Here is a 17,958-nt window from a genome sequence, read left to right on the forward strand (position 1 = left end):
ATTTCGTAAATATAATATTTATAAAGTTTAGTTCAATTACCTTTATGTTAATCTTGGTAAGAAATGCGACTAAAACGTTGTAGTAAATCTAGATAAAATCAAGCTGATTATAACATCTTAGACATCTTACTTTGAAATGCAAAAAAGGCTCGTTTTGAAGCTTTTTCTTCTGCCTTTTTCTTTGAGGTTGCTCTAGCTTTGGCTACTACTTTTTCGTCAATAGATAGTTTAACTGAAAAATGCCTTACATCGTCATTCCCTGTATCTTCATAGACGTTATATCCAAATGTCTTTTTCTCTTTTTGACACCATTCAATAAGTAAACTCTTGTAGCTTATTACTTTTCCTTCTAAGGTTTCTATATCTACATAGGGGATAATAACGCGTTTAAAAATAAATTTTTCGCAGTATTTATAACCTCTATCTAAAAATATAGCACCTACTAAGGCTTCAAATAAATTACCATGTATATTATCTCCGAATTGACCTGCAGGGATTTTGCTTTTTACGTAATCTATTAATTTTAAATCTTTCCCTAGTTCGTTTAAATGCTCTCTGCTCACCACTTTTGATCTCATTTTGGTTAAGTAACCTTCATCGCCACTAGGAACTTCAAGATATAAGTGTGATGCAATAACAGAACTAAGCATGGCATCTCCAAGAAACTCTAACCGTTCGTAATTAAACGGGTTGCCTTTAGTGTCTCTAATATTCATAGATCTATGGGTAAAGGCTTTTTTATAATATTTCTCATCCTTAGGTTTAAACCCAAGTATTTGAGTTAATGCCATAAAAAAATTCCCGTTGCGTTTAAAACGGGAATTTAGTATGTTACGAATGCTATCCATTCGGGATTTAATCTAATTTTTTGAATAGTACACAAGCGTTGTGACCGCCAAATCCAAATGTATTACTCATTGCTACTTTAACGTCGCGCTTCTGTGCCTTATTTAAGGTTAAATTTAATTCAGGATCAATGTTTTCATCATCAGTTGTATGGTTTATAGTTGGTGGTACAATACCATGCTCCATAGCCAATATAACCGATATAGCTTCAATAGCTCCAGCTGCACCTAAAAGGTGACCTGTCATTGATTTAGTAGAATTAATATTTATATTCTTAGCGTGACTTCCAAATACTTCTGAAATTGCTTTAAGTTCTGCAACATCTCCTAAAGTTGTAGATGTACCATGTGTATTAATATGGTCTACATCTTCCGGCTTTAAGCCTGCATTTTCTAAACAATTCTTCATTACTGCAATAACACCAAGACCGTCTGGATGTGGCGCTGTCATATGGTATGCATCAGAAGATAAACCTCCTCCAATACACTCTGCATATATTTTAGCACCTCTTGCTTTTGCATGTTCATACTCTTCTAGAACTAGCGCTCCTGCTCCTTCACCTAAAACAAAACCATCTCTAGTAGCGTCAAAAGGTCTAGATGCCGTTTCTGGGCTTTCGTTTCTAGTAGATAGCGCATGCATGGCATTAAAACCACCCATACCAGCTATAGTTACTGCTGCTTCACTTCCTCCTGTAACCACTACATCTGTGTGCCCTAAACGTATAGAGTTTAAAGCATCAAACATAGCATTTGCAGAAGATGCGCATGCAGAAACCGTCGTGTAATTTGGCCCCATAAAACCATGTTTTATAGAGATATTACCTGGCGCAATATCTGCAATCATTTTAGGAATAAAGAATGGATTAAATCTTGGCGTTCCATCTCCAGAAGCAAAGTTTAAAACTTCATTCTGAAAGGTTTCTAATCCACCAATACCTGCTCCCCATATAACACCAACACGCAACTTATTAACCTTGTCTAGATTTAGATTAGAATCTTCAATGGCTTCATCTGCTGCTACCATAGCATATTGTGCAAATTTATCCATTCTTCTAGACTCTTTTCTATCTATAAAGTCAGTAACGTTAAAGTTTTTTAATTCGCAAGCGAATTTTGTTTTAAACTTTTCAGTATCATAATATGTTATAGGCGCAGCTCCACTTTTACCACTAATTAAGCCTTCCCAATATTCGTCTTTGGTATTGCCAATTGGTGTTAAAGCGCCTAAACCTGTGACTACAACTCGCTTTAATTCCATAAAGTATTTTGATTGTTTTTACTTATTTAGCTTCTTCTATATAAGAAATAGCTTGACCTACTGTTGCGATGTTTTCAGCTTGATCATCTGGTATTTGAATATCGAATTCTTTTTCGAATTCCATAATTAATTCTACAGTATCTAAAGAGTCGGCTCCTAAATCGTTTGTGAAGCTAGCTTCAGTAACAACTTCGTTTTCGTCTACTCCTAATTTATCAACGATAATCGCTTTAACTCTTGATGCAATGTCTGACATAATTTTTTAATTTAAATGTTTTAATTAGTTGGCAAAAATAAAAAACTTTATTTTATAATACACTTTTACTTTAAAAATGTGATGGTAATTTACTAAATTACTTTTAAGTATTTAGTTTTTACCTACTAATTGTTAATAATTATTCTTTTTTTTGTTCGAATAATCTTTAACACTATAGTCTGTAAAATGAAACGTATTGTAATTTTTGCGTCCGGAAGTGGATCTAATGCTGAAAATTTAATTAAGTTTTTTCACAACAGCGATAATGCGTCTGTTATTCAAGTACTAACTAACAATCCTCATGCCAAAGTTTTAGAGCGTGCAAAAAAACTAAAAGTTAGCGCACTGTCATTCAACAAAATAGCACTAACACAGACTAGTGATGTTCTTAATATTTTAAAAGCTTCAAATCCAGATTTAATTATTTTGGCTGGTTTTTTATGGAAGTTTCCTGAAAAAATATTGAATGAATTTCCAAATAAAGTTATAAATGTACACCCTGCATTATTACCAAAATTTGGCGGAAAAGGTATGTATGGGATGCACGTTCATGAAGCTGTAGTTGAAAATAAAGAAACTGAAACAGGTATAACAATTCATTATGTAAATGAGCATTATGATGACGGCGCTATTATTTTTCAGGCGAAATGTGATGTGAATAATTCTGATTCGGCTGAAGATGTAGCGAATAAAATTCATAAATTGGAGATGAAACACTTCCCGAAGGTTGTTGATGAAATTTTAAATAAAAACTAAACCTTTATCTTAAAAAGATTTCCGCTTTCGCGGAAATGAAAAAATGGCAAAGAAGAAAAAGAAATATTATACCGTTTGGAAAGGACACAAAACTGGTGTCTTCGAATCTTGGAATGATTGCAAAGCAATGATAAAAGACTTTCAGGGGGCTCAATACAAATCGTTTTCATCACTTGATGCCGCAAAAGCTGCTTTAAAGGGTAATTATTTTGATTATGTTGGGAAAAACAAAGATTTTAAAAGTGAATTATCTCCTGAACAATTAAAAAAAATTGGGAAGCCTAATTACAATTCCATTTCTGTTGATGCAGCCTCAAGTGGAAATCCAGGAATAATGGAGTATCGAGGTGTCGATACTAAAACAAAAAAACAATTATTTATTCAAGGCCCTTTTGAAGAAGGCACTAATAATATTGGAGAATTCTTAGCTTTAGTACATGGTTTAGCTATTCTTAAAAAAAACAATAGCGACAGAATATTATACACAGACTCTAAAACAGCAATGAGTTGGGTTAGAAAGAAAAACTGCAATACTAAGCTAGCCAGAAACGAGAAAAACAAACCTGTTTTCGATTTAATTGAAAGAGCCATTGAATGGTTAAAAACGAATACCTATAATACCGTTATAGTAAAATGGGAAACCAAAGCTTGGGGAGAAATTCCCGCAGATTTTGGAAGGAAATAAACCAAAAAAAATAAGGAACACTAAATTTTAGCATCCCTTTTAAAAAAAGTCCCTCAACTTTTTATTTAATAGCATTTATTATTTAAGACTCTTAATTCTTTAAAAAGTCACTATTGGTTTTAATAATAATTCAATCTCTGTTTATTGAAAAAAAATTACTGGTTGTAATCTATAAAAAGACTTATATTTGCACCTTAATTTCACACCGCATTTATGAGTAAATTAGTAATAGTAGGAACTTTAGCATTTGATGCTATTGAAACGCCTTTTGGTAAAACTGATAAAATTCTTGGTGGCGCTGCAACCTATATAGGTCTTGCTGCTTCTCATTTTAATATAGATTCTGCAGCTGTTTCTGTAGTTGGTGGCGATTTTCCTCAAGATTATTTAGATTTATTATCAAATAAAAAAATTGATATTTCGGGCGTTGAAATTGTAAAAGAAGGTAAAACTTTCTTTTGGAGCGGAAAATATCATAACGATATGAATTCTCGCGATACTTTAGCTACAGAATTAAATACACTAGCAGATTTCAACCCGGTAGTACCTGAAGATTATAAAAATGCTGAAATTGTAATGTTAGGAAATTTACACCCTATCGTCCAATCTAGTGTTTTAGACCAAATGACAACAAAACCAAAATTAGTGATTTTAGACACTATGAATTTTTGGATGGATTGCGCATTAGATGATTTATTGAATGTTATAAAGCGTATAGATGTTATTACCATAAACGATGAAGAAGCTAGACAATTAACTGGAGAATACTCTTTAGTAGTTGCAGCAAGAAAAATTCATGAAATGGGGCCAAAATATGTAGTGATTAAAAAAGGAGAACACGGTGCTTTATTGTTTCATAACGATCATGTATTTTATGCACCTGCCTTACCACTAGAAGAAGTTTTTGATCCTACTGGAGCTGGTGATACATTTGCAGGAGGTTTTGCAGGTTATATTGCTAAAACAGGCGATACATCTTTTGAAAACATGAAAAACGCTGTTATTTACGGCTCAACCTTAGCATCATTTTGTGTTGAAAAGTTTGGAACTGAACGTATGCAAAATTTATCGAATAGTGAAGTACACAAGCGATTGTTACAATTTAAGCAATTAACGCAATTTGATATAGAATTAACATAAACCAACGCGCTCTAATATAGAGTGCGTTTTTTATTAAACCAATTTGTCATTCTCACTAAAGTGGGAGTTTAAATATAATTTACTATTTCTGCGAAATCGAAGATTCACGAATTCAACGAAATAAAATAGAATAAACGAGTAAAGCGAAAACATTTACAACTATGAGTGATGCCTTAAAACACGAATGTGGAATTGCAATGATTAGACTTTTAAAACCCTTAGAGTTTTATAAAGAAAAATATGGAAGCGCATTTTATGGTGTAAACAAAATGTATTTAATGATGGAAAAGCAGCATAACCGTGGCCAAGACGGAGCTGGTTTTGCAAGTATAAAATTAGACACTAAACCTGGAGAACGTTATATAAGTAGAGTACGTTCGGTAGCTCAACAACCTATTCAAGATATCTTTGCTCAAATTAACGAGCGTATTAATAAAGAACTTGTGGCGCACCCAGAATATAAAGAAGATGTTGCTGCACAGAAAAAAAACATACCTTATATAGGCGAGGTATTACTAGGCCATGTACGTTACGGAACTTTTGGAAAAAATAGTGTAGAGAGTGTTCATCCTTTTTTAAGGCAAAACAACTGGATGCACAGAAACCTAATTATGGCAGGAAACTTTAACATGACTAATGTTAAAGAACTATTTGGGAACCTTATAGAATTAGGGCAACACCCAAAAGAATATACAGATACCATTACTATAATGGAAAAAATTGGGCATTTTCTAGATGATGCTGTTAGTAAAATTTATAAAGACCTAAAAAAAGAAGGCTACAATAAAAGAAATGCTTCTCCGCAAATTGCAGAACGTCTTAAAGTAGGCAAAATATTAAGACGTGCAGCCAAAAACTGGGATGGTGGCTATGCTATGGCCGGACTTATTGGTCATGGCGATTCGTTTGTATTAAGAGATCCAGCAGGCATTCGTCCTACATATTATTATCAAGATGATGAAATAGTTGTTGTAGCTTCAGAACGTCCAGTAATACAAACTGTTTTTAATGTAGATTTTGATGATGTAAAAGAACTAGACCCAGGACATGCCATTATAACCAAAAAATCTGGTCAAGTTCAAATTAAAAAAATACTAGAACCTTTAGAAAGAAAATCATGTTCTTTTGAACGTATTTATTTCTCTAGAGGAAGTGATGCCGAGATATATCAAGAACGTAAAATGTTAGGTAAGCTACTCATGCCTAAAGTTCTTGAGGCTATTGAAAACGATACTAAAAATACCGTGTTCTCATATATTCCTAATACCGCTGAAACGTCGTTTTTTGGAATGATTGAAACTGCTGAAGCTTTTATTAATAAAAGAAAAACAGCAGCCATTTTAAATGGACAACGCTCATTATCTGCAGCTAAAGTTACCGAGATTTTATCTGAACACGCAAGAGTTGAAAAAATAGCCATTAAAGATGTTAAGCTAAGAACCTTTATTACTGAAGATAGTAGTAGAGATGATTTAGTAGCTCACGTTTACGATGTCACTTACGGTGTAATTAAGCCAAACGACAACTTAGTTATAATAGACGATAGTATTGTAAGAGGGACTACGTTAAAAATGAGTATCTTAAAAATGCTAGATCGCTTAAATCCTAAAAAGATTATAGTTGTTTCTTCTGCTCCACAAATTCGTTATCCAGATTGTTATGGTATAGACATGGCAAATCTAGAAAGTCTTATTGCTTTTAGAGCCGCTTTAGAGTTATTAAAAGATGCTGGTAAATACGATATTGTTAAAGACGTTTATAATAAATGTATTAAACAAACAGATTTAGATGATAAGCATGTTCAAAATTTTGTAAAAGAAATTTATGATCCTTTTACTGATGAACAAATCTCAGATAAAATTGCAGAATTACTAAGTGATAAATCTGTAAAAGCCGAGGTAAAAATTATTTTTCAACCTGTCGAAAATTTACATAAGGCTTGCCCAGATCATTTAGGAGATTGGTATTTTACAGGTAACTATCCAACTGTTGGAGGAAACAGAGTTGTAAACAGAGCATTTATCAATTTTTACGAAGGCAACAATGAACGCGCTTATTAATTATAAAATTAATAATCTTTATGCGGAAAAACCGTAAATAACGCACTTCATCCAGAAAAAATGCGGTTTATCTAAAAAATAGTCAAACTATTTAAATTACACATAAATTGTCGTCACCATAACATAAGTAGGTTAAGTTCATGGTAGATTTGGGGCAAAAAAAGGTGAACATCTGTTCGCCTTTTTTTATGCAATTAAGTTTTCTATATATCTAGATTTCTCAATATTACACTTTGGCCTAATTAACTAGGGCTATCTCTTTTAAGCCAATATTTGCGCCGTTTAACTAAAATATTTTAACAAACAATATGGCTACCATATATTTGAACCACCATAACATAAGTAGGTTAAGTTTATGGTAGATTTGGGGCAAAAAGGTGAACATCTGTTCACCTTTTTCATTTTATACAATTTCCATGAAAATGGGGATCTCTTTTTTATAATTTTTTGTATTCTTTCTCTTCCAAAAAAATTTATCTTTACGGGATAACAACGACAAAATACTTACCATATCCTGGCTTATTTTTGGGACATGAAACATAAAAGTTGTAAGTAATTTGAAAAAACTATGAGAAAGCTAATTTTAATTTTGAGTTTAATGACTCTTCCAATAATATCTTTTGGACAAATAAGCGAAAAGAAATTTAAAAAAACTATTGAATCGATTAATCAAAATCCAACTGACCCAAACAATAAGCTATTTGTTTCAAAATCATCTGATTTAATAATGTTTCAACTCTATAATTACCCCAACTTTCCGATTAATGTTAGCGGAACTAAAGAGCTTGACAAAGAATGGAAAGGACATAAATATGAAAAATATTTCATAATAGTCTATTCCTTTAACCAACTTTATTACAAACTCGAGAACAAGAAGTTTGACAATCTAAATGCTTGTGTGTTTTCAATAAATAAACTCATAGAATCGTATTCGAAAATTATTAAAGAAAATCCTGATGTGAAAATTAAAATCTTTGATGAGTACAAAGAATTGGATGAAAAGGAATTGGTAAAAAGAATAAAAAGATTGGTGTAAAAACTACCTACAACAAACACATAAAACAAAGAAAACGTAGCGAATCCTTACCTAAAATTGATGACTAATTTCTGCAAACAAGCGCGTTAGGGATAGAACGGCATGTTTGAAATCCCCGACGCAGGAGGGATTGAGTAGTGAAAGCCCGACCCTTGGGTAACGCCATAAAAAAAAGCAAACCCATTTCTAGATTTGCTTTTAAATATAAAATATTACGTATTTTATTTTGCTTCTGCGTAACGTTTTTCAACAACGTTCCAGTTAACTACATTAAAAAATGCTTTAATGTAATCTGGACGACGGTTTTGGTAATTTAAGTAGTATGCATGCTCCCAAACATCTAGTCCTAAAATTGGAGTACCACTACAACCAACACCTGGCATTAACGGATTATCTTGATTTGGTGTAGAGCAAATTTCTAGTTTCCCATCATTTACACATAACCAAGCCCAACCTGAACCAAAACGTGTTCCTGCTGCTTTAGAGAAAGCCGCGATAAATTCGTCTTTAGATCCAAAAGTTGCATCTATAGCATCTTTTAAATCGCCAGATAAATACCCTTTATCTTCTGGATTCATTGCTTCCCAAAATGATGTGTGGTTATAAAACCCACCTCCGTTATTTCTAACAGCACCATTATCCATATCCAAATTTTCAAGAATATCATTTATTGATTTTCCTTCTAAATCTGTTCCTGCAATAGCGTTATTTAAGTTATTTGTATATCCTTGGTGATGTTTAGTATGGTGTATCTCCATGGTTCTAGCATCAATATGAGGTTCTAAGGCGTCATAAGCATATCCTAATTTCGGTAATTCGAAAGCCATAATTATTTTGTTTTAAGTATTAATATTTAATTTCTTTCAAATTTACATATAAAACAGGTCATTTAAAAATAATAAATTGTTATGAACTCATCGATAGTTTTTATCTTGTAAGCAAATTATTCTTCATGCAACAAACGCATCCTTTCACAATTTATAATGCTTCTGCAGGAAGTGGAAAAACCTATACGCTTGTAAAAGAATATTTGAAAATTTTATTTGAATCTAATTCTCCAGAAGCTTTTAAGCGTATTCTAGCCATAACCTTTACTAACAAGGCTGTTGCCGAAATGAAAGCGCGAATAATTGAAACGCTTACTACATTTTCTGACGATGCGGTTTTAAAAAGTGAAGATGCCATGTTTAAGAGTATTTGTGAAGAATTACAAATGGATCCTTTTAAACTGCATCAAAAATCTAAACTATTACTAAACACGATACTGCATAATTATGCGGCTTTTGATATTTCTACCATTGATGGTTTTACCCATAAATTAATACGAACTTTTGCTCATGATTTAAGACTGCCCTTAAATTTTGAAGTAGAATTAGACCAAGATTCTCTTTTAAACGAAGCGGTAGATAGCTTAATATCTAAAGCAGGAAATAATGATGAACTTACTAAGGTATTAGTCGATTTTGCTATTGAAAAGGCTGATGATGATAAAAGTTGGGATGTATCTTTTGATTTTAACAAGATTGCTAAACTCTTGGTAAATGAAAACGACATGCCTTTTATTAATACTCTAAAAGACAAGACTTTAAATGATTTTAAAGTGCTTAAAGCGCAATTAAAAAAAGAGATTTTAGAATTAGAAAAAGATATTATTAAAAACGCCAACACGGTACTAACTTTAATTGAGGAAGCCGGTTTAGAACATACTGATTTTTCTAGAGGCACCTTACCCAACCATTTTAAAAAAGCTTCTGTTTTAAACCTGAGTACATTATATGATAACAATCTGGAAGGATATATTACTGAAAGAAAAAGTATTTATACCAAAAAATTAAATCCAGAATTAGCAAGCGTTATTGATGGTTTGTTACCAGAAATAGAAATTCTATTTAAAACTGTTAAAAAACAAGTATTTCATTTAAAATTTCTAAAAGCCTTTTATAAAAACATAACGCCTTTATCGGTTTTAAAGGTTATAAATAATGAGTTGCAAATATTAAAAGACGAGCAAAATAAAATGCTCATTTCAGAATTCAATACTATTATTAGTAACGAAATTTCTGGACAGCCAACACCTTTTATTTACGAGCGTTTAGGTGAAAAGTTTAAACATTATTTTATTGATGAGTTTCAAGACACCTCACAGATGCAATGGGAAAATTTAATTCCGCTATTAGACAACTCATTATCTGGTGTAAACGGAAGCACAATGTTAGTTGGTGATGCTAAACAAGCTATTTATAGATGGCGCGGCGGAAAAGCAGAACAGTTTATAGACTTGTTTAATAAAAAAAGTAAGCCTTTTTATTTAGAACAAGATGTTAAAAATCTTGAGGAAAATTATAGAAGCTATAAAGAGATTGTAAATTTTAATAATGGCTTTTTTAAATTTTTAGCAAATCAGGTTTTTAATAATGATGATTATAAAGCACTTTATGAAAACGCGCATCAAAATATAACTGAAGAAAAAGAAGGCTTTGTGAACTTGTCTTTTTTAGAACTTGACAAAGAAGATGATAGAAACGAAATATTTCCTGAATCTGTTCTAAAAACAATAAACTCCAGTTTAGAAAATGGATTTAACCTCGAAGATATTTGTGTTTTAGTTAGAAAGAAAAAAGAAGGCGTTGCTATTGCTGATTATCTGAGTCAGCATAAAATCCCTATAATTTCATCTGAAACATTGTTGATTAATAATTCGCCCGAGGTTGTTTTTATAAATGATTTATTATTGCTTCTTATTAAGCCAGAAAATAACGAGGTTAAAATTAAGGTTTTAAATTATTTAACCACGCTTTTTAGTATTGAAGACAAGCATGATTTTTTTACAAATCACATTAACCTTTCAACAGATAAATTATTAAAAAGTTTAACCGTTTATAATGTGTTTATTGATAGCAACTCATTATTGCAACTTCCTCTATATGATTTAGCTGAAACTATTGTTAGAACCTTCAATTTAGTGGAAAAATCGAACGCCTACATTCAATTTTATTTAGATATTGTTTTAGATTTTTCGCAGAAAAAAGGTTCGGATATTTCAGGATTTTTAAACTATTTTGAAAAGAAAAAAGAAAGTTTAAGTATTATTTCGCCTCAAGGCCAAAATGCGGTTCAAATCATGACCATTCATAAATCCAAAGGTTTAGAATTCCCAGTAGTCATATTTCCTTATGCCGATTTAGATATTTACAGAGAATTAGAACCAAAAGAATGGTTTAGTTTAAATAAAGAAAAATATAATGGCTTTTCACATACCCTTTTAAATTATAATAAAGATTTTGAAAATTATGGAGATGAAGGTTTACGTATTTATAACAAACATCAATCTGAACAGGAATTAGATAATATTAATTTATTGTATGTGGTATTAACGCGGGCTGTAGAGCAAATACATGTTATTTCAACAAAAGACATATCATCAAAAGGTGAAGTAAAAAGCAAAAAATATTCGGGTTTGTTAATAAATTACCTTAAACAACTAGGGATATGGAATGATTCAGAAGGTGTTTATAGTTTTGGAAATGAAAAAAGAACTTCTCTTAGTTCTTCAAACAAAAAAGAAACTTTCACGCAAGAATCATTTATTTCAACAGCAAAAGAAGAACACAATATAAAAGTTGTTACAAAATCTGGATTATTGTGGGATACCAATCAACAAGAAGCTATTGAAAAAGGAAATTTAATTCATAATATGATGGCTCAAATAAAAACGAGTGGTGATATTGACTTTGTTGTTAACGATTTTATAAAGGCTTCAATAATAAGTAAAACACAGGCTATTTCATTAAAAGAAACGATTATTGCTATTGTTGAGCATCACAAACTTAAAGATTATTATACTTCCAATTATACATTATATAATGAACGAGATATTATTTCAAAAGATAATATCATTTTAAGACCAGATAGAATAGTAATAAACGCTAAAAACGAAGCTGTAATTATAGATTATAAAACCGGTTTTGAAGATAAAAAACATGGGCAACAGCTTCAAACTTACCAAGATGTTTTAGAAGATATGAAAATAATAGTCACTAAGAAGATTCTTATCTATATAAATGACGATATCTTGGTAAAAGATATTTAAGAGTTTAAAATAGCATTTATTCCACCAAAAAGAAATAATATCATTAGGTTTTGATATTGCAAATAGTGATTAAATTAATGTTATAGTCAAGTTATATGACGCAAAACTTTCATAAAGCGTGGCTAATATGCTTTTAAAGGAAGTGATTTATGATAATGAATTCTTTTTTCTTCTAATATAAAAAGTAAAGCAAGAATATGAGTACAGCTATTTATAACATGTATAAAACCCCACATATACGTTACTATTACTGGTTTTATAGAGATTGATAAGCACCTAAACGTTATCTAAACTCACTCTAGACTATCGACGAACTACCAATGTGTACTATTTTTTTATATATTTGTCTTTGTTAATAACATTTAACAACTTACTTTTGCTGACAATTAACACTTAAAAATTAAACTTTTGAATATGAAAAATCTTAGCAGATTATTGTTCGCTATGTTGCTTGTACTTGGTTATAGCAACGTTAATGCGCAAGACCAAAACAACCCATGGCAAATTACTATCGGGGTAAACGCAGTTGATGCTTATCCTAATGGAGACGGTGGACTATTTAGTGATTCTTTCGGTGACGAATACTTTAACGCAACCGATCACTGGAACATCTTACCATCTTTATCAACGATCTCTGTATCTAAATATTTAAGTGATGGTTTCTCTTTTGGAGTAACTGGATCTTTAAATAAAATAGAAACTTGGGGAGATATTAGTTCTGATCCTGATGTTGCAAATGAAGTATCTGATTTATCTTACTACGGTATTGATGGTACAATTAAGTACAACTTCTTAGAAGGAAAAACTTTAGACCCTTTTGTAGGTGTTGGAGGTGGTTACACTTGGATTGACGACATTGGTGCTGGTACTTTAAATGGTACTTTAGGTTTAAACGTATGGTTTAGTGAAAATATAGGTTTAACACTTCAAACTGGATACAAACATGCATTTGAAGATTACTTAGATTCTCATTTCCAACACACTGCTGGTATTTCTATCAAATTTGGTGGAACTGATACTGATGGTGATGGAATATATGACAAAGATGATGCTTGTCCAGATGTTGCTGGTTCAGAAGCATTCAACGGTTGTCCTGATTCTGACGGTGATGGCATCGAAGATAGTAAAGACGATTGTCCTAACGAAGCTGGTTTAGCTGAACTTAACGGATGTCCTGATACTGACGGTGACGGAATTGCTGATAACAAAGATAACTGTCCTACAGTTGCTGGTTTAAAAGCTTTAAACGGTTGTCCTGATGCTGATGGCGACGGTGTAACTGATGCTGATGATGCTTGTCCTAACGAAGCTGGACCTTCTGCTAACAAAGGATGTCCTTGGGCTGATAAAGACGGTGACGGTGTATTAGACAAAGACGATAAATGTCCTGAGGTTAAAGGAACTGTTGCAAACAATGGTTGTCCTGAAGTAACTGAAGCTGTTCAAGCAACTCTTAATGAGTACGCTAAAACAATTTTATTTGATACTGGAAAAGCAACTATAAAAGCACAATCTGCTGCTGTATTATCTGATATCATCGGAATTCTTAAAGAATACTCTACAGCTAAATTTACAGTTGAAGGTCATACTGATAGTGTAGGTAGCGAAACTTTAAACCAAAGATTATCTGATTCTAGAGCTAATTCAGTTAAAGAATACTTAGTTCAAAACGGAATTGATGCTTTCAGATTATCTGCTCTTGGATATGGAGAATCTAGACCAATTGATTCTAACAAAACTAGAGCTGGTAGAGCTAACAACAGACGTGTAGAAATTAACTTAGCAAAATAAGCTAACGACATTTTTAAAATAAAATAAGTTTACAAAAAACGCTTCGGATATCCGAAGCGTTTTTTATTTTTATATAAACCAATAAAACTTCAAAATGGCACATGTAAACTGTTTCTTTTTTACTTACTTTTTGTTTAAAAATATAACTGTAACTTATGTTGCACTTATATTTTCAGCCTTAAATAATCAAAAAATAATTCAATTTACCTATGCACCATTTTAAAATATAATTGGTATGACAACTTTTATTCACGATGTTTTAAAAGATTTACAAAGTAAGAGTCAAAATCTTTCCAATTTAACTTTTATTTTACCCAGCAAAAGAGCTGGGCTCTTTTTAAAAAACCAACTCTCTAGTGTTGTTAATCAAACCATATTTGCTCCAAATATATTAAGTATTGAAGAGTTTGTAGAAGAGTTGTCTCAACTCAAATCAATCTCTAACACAGAGCTTCTTTTTGAGTTTTACACTTCTTATAGTCTATTAACTAAAAAAGAAAATTTAGATTCTTTTGAAACGTTTTCAAAATGGGCTCAAATCTTGCTTCAAGATTTTAACGAAATTGATCGTTATTTAATTCCTCAAGAAAAAATATTCAATTATTTAAGTGCCATTCAAGATTTAAATCATTGGTCTTTAGAAGAACACAAAACCGATTTTGTGAAAAGCTATTTAGATTTTTGGAATAAACTTTACAGCTATTATACTAGTTTTACAGAACATCTTATAAATAAAAAAATAGGATATCAAGGTTTAGTTTACAGGGAAGCTGCTGGAGGCTTAGGTACTTATATTGAAAATAATCCAGAGACTAAACATGTTTTTGTTGGCTTTAATGCTCTTAATACATCTGAAGAAAGGATAATTCAAGAACTCCTTAAACATAATTTAGCAGAAATTTACTGGGATACTGATGAAGTTTTCATGAATAATCCAAAACATGACGCGGCATTATTTACTAGACAGCACCTCAAAAACTGGAAATACTTTGAAAACAATCCATTTAATTGGATAACAAAACATTACTCAAAAGAGAAAAATATTTCAGCCATTGGTATTCCTAAAAATATAGGTCAAGCAAAGTATATAGGCGAGCTTTTAGATACTTTACAAAAAGAAAATAAATCGCTCAGTAATACGGCAGTAGTTTTAGGTGATGAGAATTTATTAATTCCTGTCCTTAATTCTTTACCCAATTCCATTCAGGCATTAAATATTACTATGGGCTTTCCACTAAAAACAATCCCATTAGCCTCTTTGTTTGATTCCTTATTTAGATTACATAAAACCAATTCAAATTCGTTTTACTACAGAGATGTCATTAATATTATATCACATCAGGATATCAGACCATTATTTGTTATTGATGACATCGATTATTCATCAAAAATTATTAAAACTATTGATAAAAATAATCTAGTCTTTTTAACTAAAGACCGATTATTAAAAATAGCAGATAAAGCACATAATATTATAGAATTACTATTTTCTAATTGGGGAAACTCAATATTAGTACCGTTAGAAAGCTGTTCTAAATTAATATTGAGTGTAAAAGCTCATTTAGACAAAAACAAAGCATCAAATTTATTAGCGTTAGAATATGTTTTCCGTTTTAACGAACTATTTAACGAACTTACAAGGCTAAACTCAGAGCATAATCATATTAAAGATATTTCAACACTATATAGCATTTACAAAGAGCTTTTAAGTAGTGAAACTTTAGATTTTCAAGGAGAGCCACTCCAGGGTTTACAACTTATGGGTATGTTAGAGTCTCGTGTTCTTGATTTTGAAACAGTTATAATTTCATCTGTAAACGAAGGTATATTACCAGCAGGTAAAAGTAATAATTCGTTTATCCCGTTTGATGTGAAGCTGGAAAACAACTTGCCTACATACAAAGAGAAAGATGCTGTTTATACGTACCACTTTTACAAACTTATTCAGCGAGCAAAAAATGTTTATATTATTTATAATACAGAAGCTGATGTTTTAACCGGTGGAGAAAAAAGTAGGTTCATTACACAATTAGAACTTGAAGGTATTCATAGCATTAATCATCAAATAATTGCACCTAAAGTACCAACAATAGAAACAAATTTAAATGTTGTTAAAAAAACTGAAAACTTACAACAACAAATCATGCAAATGGCAGGTGAAGGGTTCTCTCCTTCGTCATTAACAAACTATATTAGAAATCCTATTGATTTTTATTATCAGAAAATTTTAAAAATTAAAGACCATGATGATGTTGAGGAAACTGTTGCAGCAAACACATTAGGAACAGTTGTACACAATACCCTAGAAGACTTTTATAAGCCTTTTATTGGGCATAGTTTAACGGTAGATGGTATTAAAAAATTAAAATCTAGCATAGAAAAAACAGTAACTCATCATTTTAAAAATGAATATAAAGAAGGTGATATTACAACCGGGAAAAATCTAATTGTTTATGAAATAGCTAAACGCTATGTATCCAACTTTTTAGATTTAGAAATTAAAGCTTTAAAAGCTGGAGATCAAATAAAGATTATAGCCATTGAAGCTAATAATGATATTGAAATTAACATTTCAGAACTTAAGTATCCTATTAGAATTAGAGGAAAAGTTGACAGAGTCGATGAGTGCAATGGCATAACTCGTATTATTGATTATAAAACAGGTAATGTAAAACAAAATGAAGTAGAAATTGTTAATTGGGAAGATATTACAACTGATTATAAAAAGTACAGCAAGAGTTTTCAAGTTTTAACTTATGCTTATATGATGTATCAAGAAAAAAAGATACAATTGCCAGTTGAAGCTGGTATTATTTCATTTAAAAATTTAAAAGAGGGCTTCTTGAAATTTGCCAAAAAAGAAAGTGCTTCTAAAAGAAGCAAAGATGCTCTAATTACAAATGATACTTTAGATGATTTTGAAACTGAATTAAAAAAACTAATCATTGAAATTTGTAATCCAAACATAGATTTCACCGAAAAAGAAGTTTAATATTATGGCTATCAAAAAAAATATTATTGTTCCTGGAAAACACCAAAAACCAATACTTACCGATGTTTTTTATAAAGAAGACCATACTCCAAAACCCATTATTATTTTTTGTCATGGTTACAAAGGATTTAAAGATTGGGGCGCTTGGGATTTAATGGCAAAAGCATTTGCTGAAGCTGGTTTCTTCTTTATAAAATTCAATTTTTCGTATAATGGAGGAACTCTAGAACAGCCTATAGATTTTCCAGACTTAGAGGCTTTCGGGAATAACAACTACTCAAAAGAGTTGGACGATTTAGAAACAATTATTGATTGGATTTGTACTCAAAAGGAATATCACGCTCAAGCAAATATCACCGATATAAACTTAATTGGCCATAGTAGAGCAGGTGGTATTGTAACTATTAAAGCTGAAGAAGATAATCGTATTAAAAAAGTAATAAGTCTTGCAGGCGTGTGCGATTTTGGCAAAAGAACATCTACTGCCGGCGATTTAGAGCAATGGAAAAAAACCGGCGTTAAATACGTTCTAAATGGCCGTACAAAACAACAAATGCCCCATTATTATCAGTTTTATGAAGATTTTATAAAAAATGAAGAAAGGCTAACTATAAAACGCGCTGTTTCTAGCTTAAAAATACCATACTTAATTATTCATGGTGATGGAGATACGAGTGTTTTAATTGAGGAAGCAAATAAGCTTCATAATTGGAACTCTAATAGTGAACTCGAAATAATTGAGAATGCAAATCATGTTTTTGGAGCCTCACATCCGTGGGATAAAAAAGAGTTACCAAAACACTTAAAGCGTGCAACAAATAAAATTATTAATTTTTTGAGCTAGAGTATAAAATAAATCTATAGTTAATATAATTAATTTTTGGTAATCAACTGAAAATCCCTTCCCAAAAATGTAGTTATTAACCAAAATTAAATTATCTAATTTCAATCAGATAACACCTGTTAATATTGGCAATTTGCGTTATTGAAAAATAAATACGAAGTATTATTCTAATTAAAATTGGGTGTGAAAAAATATTACTATT

Annotated in this window: 13 protein-coding genes; 9 read left to right on the forward strand and 4 right to left on the reverse strand. The window is 31.2% G+C overall.

Annotation, left to right across the window (positions count from 1 at the left end):
- Positions 1 to 107: 107 nt before the first annotated feature.
- Genes rnc through SJY43_RS03650 form a run of 3 tightly spaced genes read right to left on the reverse strand, consistent with a single transcriptional unit; the run spans position 108 to position 2,362 of the window.
- Complete coding sequence (gene rnc / locus SJY43_RS03640; protein WP_396602487.1) at positions 108 to 848, reverse strand: ribonuclease III; 741 nt, start codon at positions 846 to 848, stop codon at positions 108 to 110.
- A 7-nt stretch (positions 849 to 855) separates the two neighbouring features.
- A complete protein-coding gene (gene fabF / locus SJY43_RS03645) occupies positions 856 to 2,106 on the reverse strand; it encodes a beta-ketoacyl-ACP synthase II (protein WP_396602488.1) in 1,251 nt (416 codons plus the stop codon).
- Between the two features lie 22 nt (positions 2,107 to 2,128).
- Positions 2,129 to 2,362, reverse strand: coding sequence for an acyl carrier protein (locus tag SJY43_RS03650; RefSeq protein WP_008269813.1), 234 nt, complete (start codon positions 2,360 to 2,362; stop codon positions 2,129 to 2,131).
- 186 nt (positions 2,363 to 2,548) lie between these two features.
- Here SJY43_RS03650 and SJY43_RS03655 point away from each other — a divergent pair, with 186 nt between their 5' ends.
- The 5 genes from SJY43_RS03655 to SJY43_RS03675 all read left to right on the forward strand — a co-directional run bounded on the left by SJY43_RS03655 (position 2,549) and on the right by SJY43_RS03675 (position 8,039).
- Positions 2,549 to 3,118 carry a phosphoribosylglycinamide formyltransferase gene (locus SJY43_RS03655; protein WP_396602489.1) on the forward strand — a complete coding sequence of 190 codons (570 nt, stop codon included), beginning with the start codon at positions 2,549 to 2,551 and terminating at the stop codon, positions 3,116 to 3,118.
- A 43-nt stretch (positions 3,119 to 3,161) separates the two neighbouring features.
- Positions 3,162 to 3,803, forward strand: a complete 642-nt coding sequence (locus SJY43_RS03660) for a viroplasmin family protein (protein WP_396602490.1) — start codon at positions 3,162 to 3,164, stop codon at positions 3,801 to 3,803.
- A gap of 213 nt (positions 3,804 to 4,016) precedes the next feature.
- Positions 4,017 to 4,943 carry a PfkB family carbohydrate kinase gene (locus SJY43_RS03665; protein WP_396602491.1) on the forward strand — a complete coding sequence of 309 codons (927 nt, stop codon included), beginning with the start codon at positions 4,017 to 4,019 and terminating at the stop codon, positions 4,941 to 4,943.
- A 161-nt stretch (positions 4,944 to 5,104) separates the two neighbouring features.
- Positions 5,105 to 7,003 carry an amidophosphoribosyltransferase gene (locus tag SJY43_RS03670; protein WP_396602492.1) on the forward strand — a complete coding sequence of 633 codons (1,899 nt, stop codon included), beginning with the start codon at positions 5,105 to 5,107 and terminating at the stop codon, positions 7,001 to 7,003.
- Between the two features lie 568 nt (positions 7,004 to 7,571).
- Positions 7,572 to 8,039 carry a hypothetical protein gene (locus SJY43_RS03675; RefSeq protein WP_396602493.1) on the forward strand — a complete coding sequence of 156 codons (468 nt, stop codon included), beginning with the start codon at positions 7,572 to 7,574 and terminating at the stop codon, positions 8,037 to 8,039.
- Positions 8,040 to 8,260: 221 nt separating this feature from the next.
- Here the strand turns inward: SJY43_RS03675 and SJY43_RS03680 are convergent, their stop codons facing one another.
- Positions 8,261 to 8,866, reverse strand: coding sequence for a superoxide dismutase (locus SJY43_RS03680; protein WP_396602494.1), 606 nt, complete (start codon positions 8,864 to 8,866; stop codon positions 8,261 to 8,263).
- Between the two features lie 125 nt (positions 8,867 to 8,991).
- Here SJY43_RS03680 and SJY43_RS03685 point away from each other — a divergent pair, with 125 nt between their 5' ends.
- From SJY43_RS03685 to SJY43_RS03700, 4 genes are all read left to right on the forward strand, one after another.
- A complete protein-coding gene (locus SJY43_RS03685; protein ID WP_396602495.1) occupies positions 8,992 to 12,129 on the forward strand; it encodes a UvrD-helicase domain-containing protein in 3,138 nt (1,045 codons plus the stop codon).
- Between the two features lie 414 nt (positions 12,130 to 12,543).
- Complete coding sequence (locus SJY43_RS03690; protein WP_396602496.1) at positions 12,544 to 13,920, forward strand: OmpA family protein; 1,377 nt, start codon at positions 12,544 to 12,546, stop codon at positions 13,918 to 13,920.
- Between the two features lie 235 nt (positions 13,921 to 14,155).
- On the forward strand, positions 14,156 to 16,912 hold the full coding sequence (locus SJY43_RS03695) for a PD-(D/E)XK nuclease family protein (protein WP_396602497.1): 2,757 nt from the start codon (positions 14,156 to 14,158) through the stop codon (positions 16,910 to 16,912).
- 4 nt (positions 16,913 to 16,916) lie between these two features.
- Positions 16,917 to 17,756 (forward strand): alpha/beta hydrolase family protein, encoded by an 840-nt coding sequence (locus tag SJY43_RS03700; RefSeq protein ID WP_396602498.1) that lies wholly within the window; start codon positions 16,917 to 16,919, stop codon positions 17,754 to 17,756.
- Positions 17,757 to 17,958: the final 202 nt, after the last annotated feature.

The organism is Algibacter sp. R77976 (assembly GCF_044594645.1).
Classification (GTDB): Bacteria; Bacteroidota; Bacteroidia; order Flavobacteriales; family Flavobacteriaceae; genus Algibacter_B.